Raw genomic sequence first — 14519 nt, forward strand, 5'->3', positions numbered from 1 at the left:
TGGCGCCATGGACTTCGGACTCGTCCTGCAGACCGACCCACCCGCATCGAGGGTCGTCAGCCTGATGAAGCGTGCCGAGCGCAACGGCTTCACCCACGGCTGGACCTTCGACTCCGCCGTGCTGTGGCAGGAACCGTTCGTGATCTACAGTCAGATCCTCGCGAACACGCAGAAGCTGACCGTGGGCCCGATGGTCACCAACCCGGGCACGCGCACCTGGGAGGTCACCGCCTCCACCTTCGCCACCCTCAACGACATGTTCGGCAACCGCACCGTCTGCGGCATCGGCCGCGGCGACTCCGCGATGCGCGTCGCGGGCCGCAAGCCCAACACCCTCGCCCGTATCAGCGAGGCCATGAAGGTCATCCGCGCCCTCGGCCGCGGGGAGGAGGCCGACCTCGGCGGCGGCACTGTGGTGAGGTTCCCCTGGATCAAGCCGGGCGCCCGGCTGCCCGTGTGGATGGCGGCGTACGGTCCCAAGGCCCTGAAGATGACCGGCGAGGAGGCCGACGGATTCATCCTGCAGCTGGCCGACCCCTACCTCACCGAGTACATGGTGAAGGCGGTCAAGGACGCGGCCGCCGCGGCCGGCCGCGACCCGGACGACCTCACCATCTGCGTCGCCGCGCCCGCCTACGTCACCGCCGACGACTCGCCCGAGGCGCTCGCCCACGCACGCGAGCAGTGCCGCTGGTTCGGCGGCATGGTCGGCAACCACGTCGCCGACCTCGTCTCCAAGTACGGCGAGCACTCCTCCCAGGTCCCGGAGGAGCTCACCGACTACATCAAGGCCCGCGAGGGATACGACTACTCCCACCACGGCCGCAGCGGAAACCCCGACACCCGGTTCGTCCCCGACGAGATCGTCGACCGGTTCTGCCTCGTGGGGCCGGTCGAGCGGCACATCGAGAAACTCGAGGCGCTGCGCGAGCTGGGTGTCGACCAGTTCGCCGTCTACGACATGCACGACGCGCAGGAGGCCGTCATCGACGCCTACGGCGACCAGGTCATCCCGGCGCTCAACGCCTGACGCGCGCGCCACCCGCGCGGCACCACCGTCCCCCACTCCCGTTCTCCCCCTCCCCACCTCCCCGGGGAGGGGGCGGCGGAGCCGGGAAGGACAGGCACACCCCCACACCGCCCTTCCCCGGCCCCGCCGACCCGCACGGCCTTTCCGGACCACCCTTGATTGATTGGCCTGCTCATGACCGACACCGCTCCGTCCGCCATACCCCCGACCGTCCAAGTCACCCTCGACGACGGGCGCGTGGAGATCGCTCATGGATCTCCCCTGCCCAGCGGTCCGTACGCGAACAAGGACCTGCTCCCGGTGCCCGTCGAACGGCGCACCTGGACCACGTACAACTTCTCCGCCCTGTGGGTCGGCATGGCCCACAACACGGCCTCCTGGACGCTTGCCTCCGGTCTGATCGCCGTCGGCATGGACTGGAAGCAGGCGGTGCTCACCATCGCCCTGGCCAATGTGATCGTGCTGATCCCGATGCTGCTCACCGGTCACGCGGGTCCGAAGTACGGCATCCCCTTCCCGGTCTTCGCGCGGGCCTCCTTCGGCGTGCGCGGTGCCAACCTGCCCGCCGTCGTACGGGCGTTGGTGGCGTGCGGCTGGTTCGGCATCCAGACCTGGATCGGCGGCGAGGCGATCTTCTTCCTGGCCGGCAAGCTGATCGGCAACGGCTGGTCCGAGGCCACGGCGATCGGCGGCCACCCCTGGACGATGTGGCTGTCGTTCGCGATCTTCTGGGTCATCCAAATCGCCATCATCTACCGGGGCATGGAGACGATCCGCCGCTTCGAGAACTGGGCGGCGCCCTTCGTCATCGTCGGCGCGCTGGTGATGCTGGTCTGGATGAGCAACAAGGCCGGCGGCTTCGGCCCGCTGCTCGACCAGCCCTCCAGGCTCGGCTGGGGCGGCGGCTTCTGGAAGCTGTTCTGGCCGTCCCTCATGGGCATGATCGGCTTCTGGTCCACGCTGTCGCTGAACATCCCCGACTTCACCCGCTACGGCAAGAGCCAGAAGGCGCAGACCTGGGGCCAGGCGCTGGGTCTGCCGACGACGATGACGCTGTTCGCGTTCCTCTCCGTGCTGGTGACCTCCGGCTCGCAGGCGGTGTACGGCCAGACGATCTGGGACCCGGTCCAGCTCGCCGCCAAGACGGACAACGTCCTCGGCCTGCTGTACGCGCTGGTCACCGTGCTGGTCGCGACGCTCTCCGTGAACATCGCGGCCAACCTGGTCTCACCGGCGTTCGACTTCTCCAACGTCGCGCCGCGGAAGGTGAGTTTCCGCTCCGGAGCCATGATCACCGCGGTGCTCGCCGTGCTGATCTTCCCGTGGAAGCTGTACTCCGACCCGCAGGGCTACATCTTCACCTGGCTCGGCCTGGTCGGCGGCCTGCTCGGCACGGTCGCCGGCATCCTCATCGCCGACTACTGGATCCTGCGCCGCGCCAAGCTGGACCTGGTCGACCTGTACCGCGCGGGCGGCCGTTACTGGTACACGGGCGGCTGGAACTGGCGGGCCGTGCTGGCCTTCGTGGTGGGCGGCGTGCTCGCGATCGGCGGGGCGAGCTTCAAGCCGCTGATCGACGGCCGGCCCATTCCGGCGCTGAGGTCCCTCGCGGACTACGGCTGGGCGGTCGGCCTCGGCACCTCGATGGCCCTCTACCTGGCGCTGATGCTGCTGCGCGGACGGGACGGGGAGCGCACCGCCTGACGCGGACCCCGGGAGCGGCCGGCCGGGCTCAGCTCGCCCGGCCGCTCTGCAGTGCGGCCACGGCCTCCTTGGCGGCCTTGATGGCGCCCTTGTTGATCTCGTCCGTGCCGGGCGCCTTCTTCGTCTCGAAGTCGCTGCCGTTGTAGGTGACGGCCACCAGCACGTTGCCCACCCGGGAGATCACCACGCCCTCACGTGTCTGCTGCTTGTCCTGGGTGGTCAGGTTCACGACGGAGTAGCCCTCCTCGCCGAGTCCGGGAACCGCCCCTCCGCCGCTCTTGTCCGCGATGCGGTTCTTGTAGGCGGTCTGTCCCGCCTCGTCCGAGTTCATGACCTCGTAGGAGACGTCGAGCCAGCGGTAGTCGTAGCCGTCGAGCGCGTTCCAGGAGCAGGTGCGGCGCAGCTTCTCGTCCGTCGACTTGATCTCCTTGCCGGCCGTCTTGGCGCCCGGCACCAGCGACTTGAGCGTCTTGGTGTCCACGCTGCCGCAGGGTGCGGGCGCGGCGGAGTACGACTTGCTCTGTGCCTCCGTGGCGGGGGCGGTGGCCGACGGGGTGCCGGACTTCCGCGTCTCCTTGTGCGCGGCGCTGGGCGTCGCGGCGGGTCCGGACGACAGCGCCCAGCCGGCCGCCGCCAGCACGACGACCGGGGACAGACGCGCGGTCAGGGCGAGCGGCAGAGGGAAATCGCGCACGGCACACTTCTCGGTGGGGGACGGTGTGCGGAGGGGGTCCGCACTGCGGACGGGGCGCCAGTTTCACATGAGTCTCTGTGAGACGGAAGTGTCAACTCGCTCCGTACACGCCTGGTTACTGCTCGGTCACCGCGCGCGGGTGCGCGGACGGCGCACGGGTCCGCGCGGCGAGCCGGTGGGCTCCCGGCGTTCTGCCGGCCCTCCGGGGTCGCCCCGGCGCCGCCGGCCGGTCCCCGCCTCCGGGTGCGTGGTGGTGCGGATCTCCTCGGCCGCCGCCGGCTCCCGCGCCCGCCGCAGCGGCCGCGCCGCGACGCCGACGCCACCGGGTGCCCGCGTGAGGCCGGACGCCCGCCGCCACGCACCGCGCGGCGCCGGGCGTCCTGCGCAGGCCGGCGTCCGTCGTCACGAGCTCTCCCGCGCCGCGTGCAGGGTGAAGGCGCCCTCGACGCGGTCCACGGCGGCGAACGCCCCGTGGGCGACGAGGCGGACCAGGCGGTCGTCGGTGTGCTCCGGCCGCCGCCAGGCCGCGACGTCCTCCTCCGTGATGCGGTAGGGCGCGAGGGCGGCCAGCAGCGCCAGGCGCGCGCCGGGGCGCTCACGCCGGTCCGGGAGCCCTTCCCAGGCCGGCGGCGGGTGCGAGCCGTCCCAGTCCCACAGGGCCTCGCGTACGAGGGCCTGGTCGTCCGCGTCCAGCAGGTCCGCGCCGGCCGCGGTGGCCGTCCGCAGCGCCGCGTAGGCCGGGCCGACGGTGGTGCCGGCCGCCCACGCGGGGCCCGGTGCCGGATCGTCGAGCAGGGCGAGGGCAGCGCCGGGCACGGCGGTGCGGCGCACGGTCCCGGCGAGCGAGCGGCCCGCGAGACTGCGCACCGGGCGCCACCGCTGGACGTTGCCCGGCAGCAGCCGCTCGATCAGCAGGGCCGACACGATCCGGTTGATGAAGTGGAAGGCGAGGGCCGTGCCGATGTAGGCGGGGGCGTGCTCCGGCGGGAACGGGTAGGGCATCAGCCCGGCGCCCGGCACGCGCGTGTGCTGCCCCCAGGCCAGCACACGCGCGTGCTCCTCGCGTTCCGGCTGCTCGCCCCGAGCCAGCCGCTCGGCGAGCGCGTGGTCGCCGGTGGCGTGCAGCAGGACCGTGTGCGCGTCCACGCAGAACGGGCACTTGTTGGCGCGCGACACCCCGTAGGCCGCCAGCTCCTTGCCGGTGCGGCTGCCCGCGCCGGCGATCAGCGACTCGCGCATCAGCGCCCAGGCCGGGGCCAGGATGTCGGGGGCCGAGGACAGCACCACGAAGGTGGGCGCCCCGTCGATGCCGAAGTCGCGGGCGAGCTGCTCGTAGACCTCGGCGACACGGCCGGTGGCCGCCTTGGGGGGCAGGGGTTCGGTGAAGCGGAAAGGTGTGGACATGGGCAGCAGCGTGCGCCGCGGGGGCGGCCGGCGTCGTCGTACGGCCGAAGGCAGTGCGGCCTGCGGCGGCCGGGCCACGGCCGGCCGGATCTACTACGGCGGGAGTAGCGCGTGAGCCGTCCACAGGGCTGATGCCGTGGTCCGCGGAGCCGTCTAGGGTGCGGTCATGAGCGGGAACCGGGTCTCACGCGGGCGGCTCGCCGACGTGGCCTTCGCGGTGGCCGTCGGCGTCGTCGCACTGACCGCGGCCGCCTTCGACGCGGACACGACCACCGTCGACTACGCGCTGATCGCGGTGAGTTCGGCCGCGCCGGCCTTCCACCGCGCGGGCCCGCACGCCCCGCAGGCCGTGCTGGCGGTGTCCACGGTCAGCGGCAGCGCGTACGTCCTGCACGCCCACCCGGGACCCGCCGCCTCGCTGCCCGTCTTCGCCGCCGTGCTGCTGGCGGCCCGCGCGGGGCACCGCGGGTACGCGGCCGGTGCGAGCGGGGTCTTCGTGGCCTCGTACATCCCGACCGGGCCGACCACCCACGACGTCGTCGAGCGGACCGCGCTGCTCGCGGGCTGGTTCCTGTGCGCGGTCGTCACGGGCATGGCGGACCGCAACTGGCAGGCGTATCTGCGCCAGACCGAGCAGCGCGCCCTGGAGGCGGAGCGCACCCGGGAGGAGGCGGCGCTGCGCCGGGCCGGCGAGGAACGCCTGCGCATCGCACGGGAGTTGCACGACTCGCTCACCCACAGCATCTCGATCGTCAAGCTCCAGGCGGGGGTCGCGGTCCACCTGGCGCGCAAGCGGGGCGAGGAGGTGCCGCCCGCGCTGCTCGCCATCCAGGACGCCAGCAGCGAGGCGATGCGCGAACTGCGCTCCACGCTGGAGGTGCTGCGCAGCGACGAGCCGACCGGCACGCCCGCCCTGCTGGTGGAGCGGGCCTGCGCGGCGGGCCTGTCCGCCGACCTCCAGGTGACCGGCGAGGCCGGCCCGCTGCCGCCGACGCTCGACCGCGCCGTCTACCGCATCGTCCAGGAGGCCCTGACGAACGCGGCCCGCCACGCGGGCGCCGCGAAGGTGCAGGTGCGACTGGCCTACGAGAAGGACGGACTGACGGTCACGGTGACCGACGACGGCACGGCCGACCCGTCCCGCCCGCCCACGCCCGGCGTGGGCCTGACCGGCATGCGCGAACGCGTCACGGCCCTCGCCGGCACCCTGCACGCGGGCCCGCGCGCGCAGGGCGGGTTCGAGGTGCGGGCGCGGCTGCCGCTGGGGGAGGCGGGGTGATGGGGGTGGCGTGTGTCGCGCTCCGGGCGCGGTCGGGGGCGTCCCGGTCTTCCGCCGTCCGGCGCGCGGTGGTCCTCTCGACGCCCGACGGCGTCGGCGCTCTCGACGGCGCGCCGCCCGCGGGCCCGCGCGCGCAGGGCGGTTTCGGGGTGCGGGCGCGGCCGCCGCTGGGGGAGGCCGGATGATCAGGGTGGCACTCGTCGACGACCAGGCCCTCATGCGGGCCGGGTTCCGTGCGCTGCTGGAGGCCGAGGAGGGCATCGAGGTGGTGGGGGAGGCGCCCGACGGCGAGCGGGGCCTGGCGCTGGTGCGGGCGCACACGCCCGACATCGCCCTGATCGACGTGCAGATGCCCGTGATGACGGGGATCGAGGCCACCCGGCGGATCGCCGCCGACCCCGCGCTGGCGGCCGTGCGCGTCGTCATCCTCACCAACTACGGCCTGGACGAGTACGTCTTCGAGGCGCTGCGCGCCGGTGCGAGCGGCTTCCTGCTCAAGGACACGGAACCGGCCGACCTGCTCCAGGCCATCGAGGTGGTGGCCCGCGGCGAGGCCCTGCTCTCCCCGTCGGTCACCCGCACCCTGATCGGCGAGTTCGTGTCCCGGCCGCCGGACCGGGCGACGGCGCCCGGGCTCGACTGCCTGACGCGGCGCGAGCGCGAGGTGACGGCCCTGGCCGCCCGCGGCCTGAGCAACGAGGAGATCGCCGCCCACATGGTGGTCAGCCCCTTCACCGCCAAGACCCATGTCAGCCGCGCGATGACGAAGCTGGGGGCACGGGACCGGGCCCAACTCGTCGTCTTCGCCTACGAGTCGGGCCTGGTCTCACCACGCCACGCCTGAGCGGGTGCGCGCCCGTGCCCGAGCCGGTCGGGCGAAGGGGGGCTTCTCCCCGGCGGGGGCCGGTTCATGGGCTTCCCGCGGGGAACGCGGAATCTTGGTGGGCGCGGGGGCTGGGTAGCCTGCCGGTGGACCCGAGCGCCGACCGGACCGGCGACGGCGCGTCAGCAGCGAGGTGAGAGATGCCGTTCACGACCCGGCCGACCTTGCAGGGCACCTTCGGGATGGTGTCCTCCACCCACTGGCTGGCCTCGCAGTCGGCGATGGCGGTGCTGGAGGCCGGCGGGAACGCCTACGACGCGGCCGTGGCCGGGGCGTTCGTCCTGCACGTCGTCGAGCCGCACCTCAACGGGCCGGCCGGGGAGGTGCCGATCCTGCTCGCCCCGGCGGGCGGCGAGGTGCGGGTGCTGTGCGGCCAGGGCGTCGCACCGGCCGGGGCCACCGTCGCGCACTACCGCTCGCTCGGGCTGGACCTCGTCCCCGGCACCGGGCCGCTCGCCGCAGCCGTGCCCGGCGCGTTCGACGCCTGGATGCTCCTGCTGCGCGACCATGGCACCAAACCCCTCGCCGACGTCCTCGCCCACGCGATCGGATACGCCGAGCACGGGCACGCGCCCGTGGAGAACGTCGGCGCGACCGTCGAGACGGTACGGGAGCTGTTCGAGACGGAGTGGACCTCCTCGGCGGAGGTGTACCTCCCTGGCGGGAAGGCCCCCAGGCCCGGCGAGCTCTTCCGCAACCCCGCGTTGGCCGCCACCTGGAGGCGGCTGCTCGCCGAGGTCGAGGGGGCCGGCGACCGGGTCGCGCAGATCGAGGCCGCGCGCGAGGTGTGGCGCCGCGGGTTCATCGCCGAGGCCCTGGTCCGCCAGGCGCGGCGGCCGACCAAGGACACCAGCGGCGAGCGCCACGCCGGCACGCTGACGGCCGCCGACCTCGCCGGCTGGTCCGCGACCTACGAGACCCCGGCGACGTACGCCTGGAGAGGCTGGACCGTCTGCAAGGCGGGCCCCTGGAGCCAGGGCCCGGCCTTCCTCCAGCAACTCGCCCTGCTCCCGCCCGACCTGCCCGCCCACGGATCGGCCGACTACGTCCATCTGCTGATCGAGGGCTGCAAGCTCGCCATGGCCGACCGGGAGGCCTGGTACGGGGACGCGGCCGGGGTCCCGCTCGCCGACCTGCTGTCGCCGCACTACAACGCGGCCCGGCGCCATCTCGTCGGCGCCAGGGCCTCGCACGAGCTGCGCCCCGGCAGCCCCGGCGGCCGCACCCCGCGGCTCAGCCCGCACGCGCACGTGGTCGTCGGCGACGCGCCCGGATTCAGCCCCATGGGCGTCGGCGAACCGACCGTGGCCAAGCCGCCCGTCTCCCCGGTGCCGGGCGAGCCCGCGGTCGCGGCGGACGGCGCCACCCGCGGTGACACCTGCCACCTCGACGTCGTCGACCGCTGGGGCAACATGGTCGCCGCCACTCCCAGCGGCGGCTGGCTCCAGTCGAACCCCGTCGTGCCCGAGCTGGGCTTCCCGCTCGGCACCCGGCTCCAGATGACCTGGCTGGAGGAGGACCTGCCGAACACGCTCACACCCGGCCGCCGGCCCCGCACCACCCTCACCCCGACGATCGCCCTGCGCGACGGCGTCCCCGTGCTGGCCTTCGGCACCCCCGGCGGCGACCAGCAGGACCAGTGGCAGCTGCACTTCTTCCTGGCCGTCGCCCTGCGCGCGCCGGTGCGCGGCGGCCTCGACCTGCAGGGCGCAATCGACGCCCCGAACTGGCACAACGACAGCTTCCCCGGCTCCTTCTACCCGCGCGGCATGCGGCCGGGGAGCGTGACCGTCGAGTCCCGCACGGACGCGGGGGTGGTCGGGGAACTGCGGCGCCGCGGCCACGACGTGACCGTCGGCGACCCCTGGTCGGAGGGGCGGCTGTGCGCGGTCGCCCGCGATCCCGCCACCGGTGTCCTGTCGGCGGCCGCCAATCCGCGGGGCATGCAGGGGTACGCGGTGGGCCGCTGACCGCGACCCCGGGAGTTCACCCCGATTCCACCGGACATCCACCCTCCCGGCAGGGATTGTCAGCGGCGCGTGCTCTCATGGAGGCATGATCGAAGACAAGGAAACCATCGACGAGTTTCTCGCCCGCCACTCGGCCGACGTGGAGGAGGCGGTGCGCAAGGCCGCCGCAGCCGAGATCATGCCCCGCTTCCGCAGCCTGGCCGCGCACGAGGTCGACCAGAAGAGCGGACCGCACGACCTGGTGACCGACGCCGACCGCCTCGCCGAGCGGTATCTCACCAAGGTGCTCGGCGACCTCCTGCCCGGATCCGTCGTCGTCGGCGAGGAAGCGGTGCACGCCGACCCCGAGGTGTACGAGGCGATACAGGGCGACGCTCCGGTCTGGATCGTCGACCCGGTCGACGGAACGCGCCAGTTCGTGCACGGAGACCCCGGATTCTGCACCCTGGTCGCGCTCGCCCGGCGCGGAGTGCTGCTCGCCTCCTGGACCTACGCACCGGCCGTGGACCAACTCGCCACCGCCGTACGGGGACAGGGCGCCTTCCTCGACGGCGTGCGGCTGCACAGCGGCTCGCCCGGTCCGGGACGCGACCTCCGGGTGGCCACCTCGCACCCCGACTACACGACCGACGCGCAGAAGCGGGACCTGGTGGGCCTGTGGACCGACGGTGTCGCCTCGCGTGCCTGCGGCTCGGCCGGCCTGGAGTATCTGGCCATTGCCCGGGGCGAGTTGGACGCGCTCGCCTTCAGCTGGGAAGCCGCCTGGGACCACGCCGCGGGCATCCTGCTGGTGGAGGAGGCGGGCGGCGCCCATCTGACGGTGAGCGGCGAGCCGTTCCGCGTCACGGGCGGCAACGGTCTGCCGTTCACGGCCGCCCGCGACGCGGCGACGGCACGCCGGGTGAAGGAGCTGCTGTCGGGCGTGGCCTGATCCGGGCGGCCGTTCAGCGGTGAACCACCCGCCTCGGGAGGCTGCCGGTCACCCGGCATATCCTGATCCTCAGTGGCCATCGGCTGACGAAGGGGTCCGAAGGTGCCGTCGATGCTCGATGCTGTCGTGGTGGGTGCGGGGCCGAACGGACTGACGGCCGCCGTGGAGCTGGCGCGCCGCGGCTTCTCCGTGGCGGTCTTCGAGGCCCGCGACACCGTCGGCGGCGGCGCCCGCACCGAAGAGCTCACCCTGCCCGGCTTCCGGCACGACCCGTGCGCCTCGGCCCACCCGCTGGGCGTCAACTCCCCGGCGTTCCGCGCCCTGCCGCTGGAGCGGTACGGCCTCGAATGGCTGCACCCCGAGCTGCCCATGGCGCACCCCTTCACCGACGGGAGCGCCGCCGTGCTGTCGCGTTCGGTGGCCGAGACCGCGGCCTCCTTCGGCCCCCGGGACGCGGGCGCCTACCGCAGGCTCGTCGAGCCGTTCCTGCCCAGGTGGGACACCCTGGCGCGGGACTTCATGTCGCTGCCGGGCACCGCGCTCCCGCGCGACCCGGTGACCCTCGCCCGCTTCGGCCTGGTCGGCCTGCCCCCGTCCACCTGGCTGACCCGCCGCTTTCGCGACGAGCCCGCCAAGACACTGTTCGCGGGCCTCGTCGCGCACGTGATGGCGCCCCTGACCGGCCTCGCCACCAGCGCCATCGGCCTGGTCTTCGCGCTCGCCGCACACGCCCGCGGCTGGCCCGTGGCCCGCGGCGGCTCCCAGTCCATCTCGGACGCGCTCACCGCCTACCTCAAGGACCTGGACGGCGTGGTGCACACGGACTACGAGGTCAAGCGCCTCGACGACCTGCCGCCCGCGCGCGCCTACGTCTTCGACACCTCACCCACCGCCCTGGCCCGCATCGCCGGCCTCGGCCGCCACTACGAGGGCTACCGCTACGGCCCGGGCGTCTTCAAGATCGACTACGCGCTGGACGGCCCGGTGCCCTGGACCGCCCCGGAGGCCCGTACCGCCGGCACCGTGCAGATCGGCGCGGACAGCGCCGAGATCGGCACCGCGCTGCGGGACGCCTCCCGGGAGGGCCGGGCGCCCGAGCGGCCGTTCATGATCACGGTCCAGCCCGGTGTCGTCGACCCCACCCGCGCACCCGACGGCAAGCACGTCTTCTGGGCCTACGGCCACGTCCCGAGCGGCTGGACCGGCGACCTCACGGATGCCATGGAGCGTCAGCTGGAGCGCTTCGCGCCGGGGTTCCGCGACCGCGTGCTGGCCCGCGCGACGGCCGGCCCGCCCGAGATCGCCGCCCGCAACCACAACTACATCGGCGGGGACATCGGCTCCGGCGCGGTCTCCGGACTCCAGACCCTGCTGCGCCCCAAGCTCACCCTGTCGCCGTACAGCACACCGCATCCGGCCGTCTTCATCTGCTCGTCGGCGACCCCGCCCGGGCCCGGGGTACACGGAATGTCCGGCCACAACGCGGCGAAGGCCGTCTGGAAGAGGCTGAGGCAGACATGACCACCGTCACGCTTGTCCGGGGCGACATCACGCGCGAGAGCGTCGACGCGATCGTCAACGCCGCGAACTCCTCCCTGCTCGGCGGCGGGGGCGTCGACGGCGCCATCCACCGCCGCGGCGGCCCGGCGATCCTCGAGGAGTGCCGCAAGCTGAGGGCCTCGCGGTACGGCAAGGGCCTGGCCACCGGCCAGGCGGTCGCCACCACCGCGGGCGACCTCGACGCACGCTGGGTGATCCACACCGTGGGCCCGGTCTGGTCCGCGGCCGAGGACCGCTCCGAGCTGCTGGCCTCCTGCTACCGCGAGTCCCTCCGCGTCGCCGACGAGCTCGGCGCCCGTACGGTCGCGTTCCCCGCCGTCTCCACCGGCATCTACGGCTGGCCCCTCGACGACGGCGCCCGCATCGCGGTCGAGACGGTCCGGGCCGCGGACACGGCGGTCGAGGAGGTCCGGTTCGTGCTCTTCGACGACCGGGCCCACGAGACCTTCGTCCACCGGCTCGGCCACCGGTAGGCGCGGCCGGCGGGAAGCCCCTCAACGAACGGTGGAGGCGGCCCGGCTTTGTGAGTCAACCTATTGTGTAACGCCGAAATCCATCAATCGATGGATGACAGAAGTCAAGGCGGCTGAAAAAATCAAGCCAGAGTTGAGCGGATCACATACTCCTGTCGCCTGAAGGTCGCAGCGTTCCGGCGTGGTGAGTCACTGGTCCTTACGAATGGCGCGTCCCTGTCGAAATACAGGGCCGATTCCATTTCGCAACAGACCCGGGGGAGTGACTTGCACATCAATATACTGGGCCCAGTCTCTGTCACCACGGACGGGCAGGCACGCACCATTCGGGCCAGCAAGGTCCGGGCCATGCTCGCCGCCCTCGCCCTGGAGGCGGGCCGGGCGGTGTCCAACGAAGACCTCGTCGACGAGCTGTGGTCCGGGCGGGCGATCGGCAACGCCCGAAACGCGCTGCAGGCGACGGCGACCCGGCTACGCCGGGTGATCGAGCCCGCCCTCAAACGCCGTGGCGCCTCGGTGCTCCGAGGCGTGAACAACGGCTATCTGCTCGAGGTGGCACCGGAGCACGTGGACGGCAACAGGTTCCTCGACCTGTCCGCCCGGGGAACGGCGCACCTGCCGACGCAGCCCGTGCGGGCACTGGAACTCCTGCAGGCGGCTTTGGACCTGTGGCGCGGATCGGCCCTGCTCGACGCGGGTGACGGACTGCGTGTCCGGGGAGCGGCCGCCCTGTTCGACGAACGCCGGCTCACCGCCTGCGAGGACCTGGTCAACGCCCTGCTGTCGGTCGGTGACGAGGCGCGGGCGATTGCCGAACTGCGCCAGCTCGTCGCCCTCTACCCGCTGCGGGAACGGTTCTGTGAACTGCTCATGCTCGCCCTCTACCGCTCGGGCCGTCAGGGGGAGGCGCTGGATTCCTTCCTGCGGGCCAGGCGGCGGCTCGACGAGGAACTGGGGATTCGGCCCGGACCGCCGCTGCAGCGCCTGCACGCCGAGATCCTGGCCCAGGACCCGGCCCTGCGGCTGCCCACGGCGGTCCTGCCGAGCCAGGGCGAGCCCGCGGGGGTCAGCAGGTAGCGGTGTCCCCCTGTTCTCCCCTCCCTCCTTCGGCCCTCGCGGAACTCCGCGCGGTCGCGGGCCGGAACACTACACAGGAGAGGTCGCATCATGCCGTCCGATTCGGAATCGGGCCCTGGAGACCGCGTATTCCGGAAGGAGCCCGTGGCGATCGTGGGGATCGCGGCACTTTATCCCGACGTCTCGGGGCCGGATCAGTACTGGGAATTACTGAATCGGGAATGTCCGGCCGAGACCGCGGCCCGGACCCTGGACGATCTGGACGTCGACGTGGCGCAATTCGGTATTCCGCCGGCCCAGGCCGGGGCGATGACCCGGATGCAGGTCCTCATGCTGGAAGCGGCCCGCCAGTGCCTATCGGACGCCGGGCATCCCGGGCGCTCACTTCCGGCGCACCGCACCGATGTCATCACCGGCACGTGTTTCGGCCTGGACCGTCAGCACGCCAACGCGCTGCGGATCGAAGCCGCCCGCTACGCCGACGACGTGGAACGGGCGGCCGTGGCGGCGGGGGCCGGCGAGGCGGCCGCGCGGGCGGCCGCGGAGGAACTGCGGTCGCGCATGGCCGAGCGCCTGCGGGCCTCCCCGCACGACCGCGTCGGAGAGATGGCGAGCACGATCCCCGCCCGGATCGCCACCTCGTTCAGGCTGCACGGCCGCACGCTCGCGGTCGAGTCGGCGGACGCGACGTCCTTCATGGCCATCGACCAGGCGGTGCACAACCTGCGCCGTGAGGTGTCCGACGCCGTCCTCGTCGTCGCCGGACAGCGATGGGAGAGCCCCTTCGTCACCAGGGCCCTGCAGGCCAAGGGACTCCTGGATCCGGTGCACGCCGGCCGCGCCGGGGACGCGTCCGACCGGGCCGGCGAGGGCGTCGGGGCACTGCTGCTCAAGCGGCTGTCCACCGCCGTCCGGGACGGCGACCGGATCTACGCCGTCGTCCTCGACTCCTCCGTGCGCCACGACTCCCGCCCCGGCGCCTTCCGCCCCTCACGGTCCGCCGGGCTGCGCCTCGGCCTCGCACGGGCGTCGCTGCGCGCCGCCGCGGTGAGCACCAGGTCGGTGGCGTACGTGGAGTGCGCGGGCTCGCCCCTCTCCGCGGCGGCCGAGGCGGAGCTGGCGGCGGTGGCGGAGCTCCACCGGGGCGCTCCGCCCGCCTCCACGGCGGTCGGCAGTGTGCGCGACCGGCTCGGGAACACCTTCGCCAACGCCGGTGTCGCCGCCGTCAGCAAAGTCGCCCTCGCCCTGCACCACCGGCGGATTCCTCCCCACCGCGCGGCGGGCCGGACGGCCGGGAGCGAGGCCCTCGGCCCACCGCTGCGACTGCCGGCCCGGGGCGAGGAGTGGCCGGCACGCGCTGACGCCGCACCGCGCCGGGCCGTGGTGCAGGGAGCGTCGTTCACCGGTACGGTCTGCCACCTCGTCCTGCAGGAGCACGCGGAATCCGGCGCCGACGGCGCCGGCGTGGGGGGGGCGGGCGGGCCCCGCCCCCCCCGCCGCCCCCGCCGCGGGGC

The 14519-nt window shown here is 73.4% G+C and carries 12 protein-coding genes; 10 read left to right on the top strand and 2 right to left on the bottom strand.

Annotated elements, in window-relative coordinates; translation table 11 throughout:
- Positions 1 to 7 precede the first annotated feature (7 nt).
- Together ACIRPX_RS13830 and ACIRPX_RS13835 are read left to right on the top strand one after the other, a co-directional pair.
- Entirely contained in the window at positions 8 to 1030 is a 1023-nt protein-coding gene (locus ACIRPX_RS13830) for a TIGR03842 family LLM class F420-dependent oxidoreductase (protein WP_404192945.1), read from the top strand.
- 174 nt (positions 1031 to 1204) lie between these two features.
- Positions 1205 to 2734, top strand: coding sequence for an NCS1 family nucleobase:cation symporter-1 (locus ACIRPX_RS13835; protein WP_404192948.1), 1530 nt, complete (start codon positions 1205 to 1207; stop codon positions 2732 to 2734).
- A gap of 28 nt (positions 2735 to 2762) precedes the next feature.
- On the opposite strand, the gene ACIRPX_RS13840 is transcribed toward ACIRPX_RS13835, so the two are convergent.
- Together ACIRPX_RS13840 and ACIRPX_RS13845 are read right to left on the bottom strand one after the other, a co-directional pair.
- Positions 2763 to 3428, bottom strand: coding sequence for a hypothetical protein (locus ACIRPX_RS13840; RefSeq protein ID WP_404192951.1), 666 nt, complete (start codon positions 3426 to 3428; stop codon positions 2763 to 2765).
- A 402-nt stretch (positions 3429 to 3830) separates the two neighbouring features.
- A complete protein-coding gene (locus ACIRPX_RS13845) occupies positions 3831 to 4832 on the bottom strand; it encodes a carboxymuconolactone decarboxylase family protein (protein ID WP_404192954.1) in 1002 nt (333 codons plus the stop codon).
- A gap of 166 nt (positions 4833 to 4998) precedes the next feature.
- Here ACIRPX_RS13845 and ACIRPX_RS13850 point away from each other — a divergent pair, with 166 nt between their 5' ends.
- From ACIRPX_RS13850 to ACIRPX_RS13885, 8 genes are all read left to right on the top strand, one after another.
- On the top strand, positions 4999 to 6111 hold the full coding sequence (locus ACIRPX_RS13850) for a sensor histidine kinase (RefSeq protein WP_404192957.1): 1113 nt from the start codon (positions 4999 to 5001) through the stop codon (positions 6109 to 6111).
- A gap of 181 nt (positions 6112 to 6292) precedes the next feature.
- Positions 6293 to 6955 carry a response regulator gene (locus tag ACIRPX_RS13855; RefSeq protein WP_404192960.1) on the top strand — a complete coding sequence of 221 codons (663 nt, stop codon included), beginning with the start codon at positions 6293 to 6295 and terminating at the stop codon, positions 6953 to 6955.
- A 179-nt stretch (positions 6956 to 7134) separates the two neighbouring features.
- On the top strand, positions 7135 to 8964 hold the full coding sequence (locus ACIRPX_RS13860) for a gamma-glutamyltransferase family protein (RefSeq protein ID WP_404192962.1): 1830 nt from the start codon (positions 7135 to 7137) through the stop codon (positions 8962 to 8964).
- Between the two features lie 85 nt (positions 8965 to 9049).
- On the top strand, positions 9050 to 9895 hold the full coding sequence (locus ACIRPX_RS13865; protein WP_404192964.1) for an inositol monophosphatase family protein: 846 nt from the start codon (positions 9050 to 9052) through the stop codon (positions 9893 to 9895).
- A 111-nt stretch (positions 9896 to 10006) separates the two neighbouring features.
- Positions 10007 to 11416: a phytoene desaturase family protein gene (locus ACIRPX_RS13870; protein ID WP_404192967.1), complete on the top strand. Its 1410-nt coding sequence runs from the start codon at positions 10007 to 10009 to the stop codon at positions 11414 to 11416.
- The gene (locus tag ACIRPX_RS13875) at positions 11413 to 11928 is read left to right on the top strand and encodes an O-acetyl-ADP-ribose deacetylase (RefSeq protein ID WP_404192970.1); all 516 of its coding nucleotides are present in this window, start codon (positions 11413 to 11415) and stop codon (positions 11926 to 11928) included. Before ACIRPX_RS13870 ends, ACIRPX_RS13875 begins: the two co-directional genes overlap by 4 nt.
- A gap of 267 nt (positions 11929 to 12195) precedes the next feature.
- Positions 12196 to 13005 carry a BTAD domain-containing putative transcriptional regulator gene (locus ACIRPX_RS13880; RefSeq protein ID WP_404192972.1) on the top strand — a complete coding sequence of 270 codons (810 nt, stop codon included), beginning with the start codon at positions 12196 to 12198 and terminating at the stop codon, positions 13003 to 13005.
- A gap of 144 nt (positions 13006 to 13149) precedes the next feature.
- On the top strand, positions 13150 to 14519 hold a 1370-nt coding region (locus ACIRPX_RS13885), incomplete at its 3' end, for a polyketide synthase (protein ID WP_404192975.1).

It is taken from the genome of Streptomyces sp. NPDC101225, assembly GCF_044767585.1.
Lineage (GTDB): Bacteria > Actinomycetota > Actinomycetes > Streptomycetales > Streptomycetaceae > Streptomyces.

Excerpts from the sequence above, each read along its gene's own strand:
- ACIRPX_RS13830 (WP_404192945.1), top strand. The coding sequence starts at position 8 with ATGGACTTCGGACTCGTCCTGCAGACCGACCCACCCGCATCGAGGGTC.
- ACIRPX_RS13835 (WP_404192948.1), top strand. The coding sequence starts at position 1,205 with ATGACCGACACCGCTCCGTCCGCCATACCCCCGACCGTCCAAGTCACC.
- ACIRPX_RS13845 (WP_404192954.1), bottom strand. The coding sequence starts at position 4,832 with ATGTCCACACCTTTCCGCTTCACCGAACCCCTGCCCCCCAAGGCGGCC.
- ACIRPX_RS13850 (WP_404192957.1), top strand. The coding sequence starts at position 4,999 with ATGAGCGGGAACCGGGTCTCACGCGGGCGGCTCGCCGACGTGGCCTTC.
- ACIRPX_RS13855 (WP_404192960.1), top strand. The coding sequence starts at position 6,293 with ATGATCAGGGTGGCACTCGTCGACGACCAGGCCCTCATGCGGGCCGGG.
- ACIRPX_RS13860 (WP_404192962.1), top strand. The coding sequence starts at position 7,135 with ATGCCGTTCACGACCCGGCCGACCTTGCAGGGCACCTTCGGGATGGTG.
- ACIRPX_RS13865 (WP_404192964.1), top strand. The coding sequence starts at position 9,050 with ATGATCGAAGACAAGGAAACCATCGACGAGTTTCTCGCCCGCCACTCG.
- ACIRPX_RS13870 (WP_404192967.1), top strand. The coding sequence starts at position 10,007 with ATGCTCGATGCTGTCGTGGTGGGTGCGGGGCCGAACGGACTGACGGCC.
- ACIRPX_RS13875 (WP_404192970.1), top strand. The coding sequence starts at position 11,413 with ATGACCACCGTCACGCTTGTCCGGGGCGACATCACGCGCGAGAGCGTC.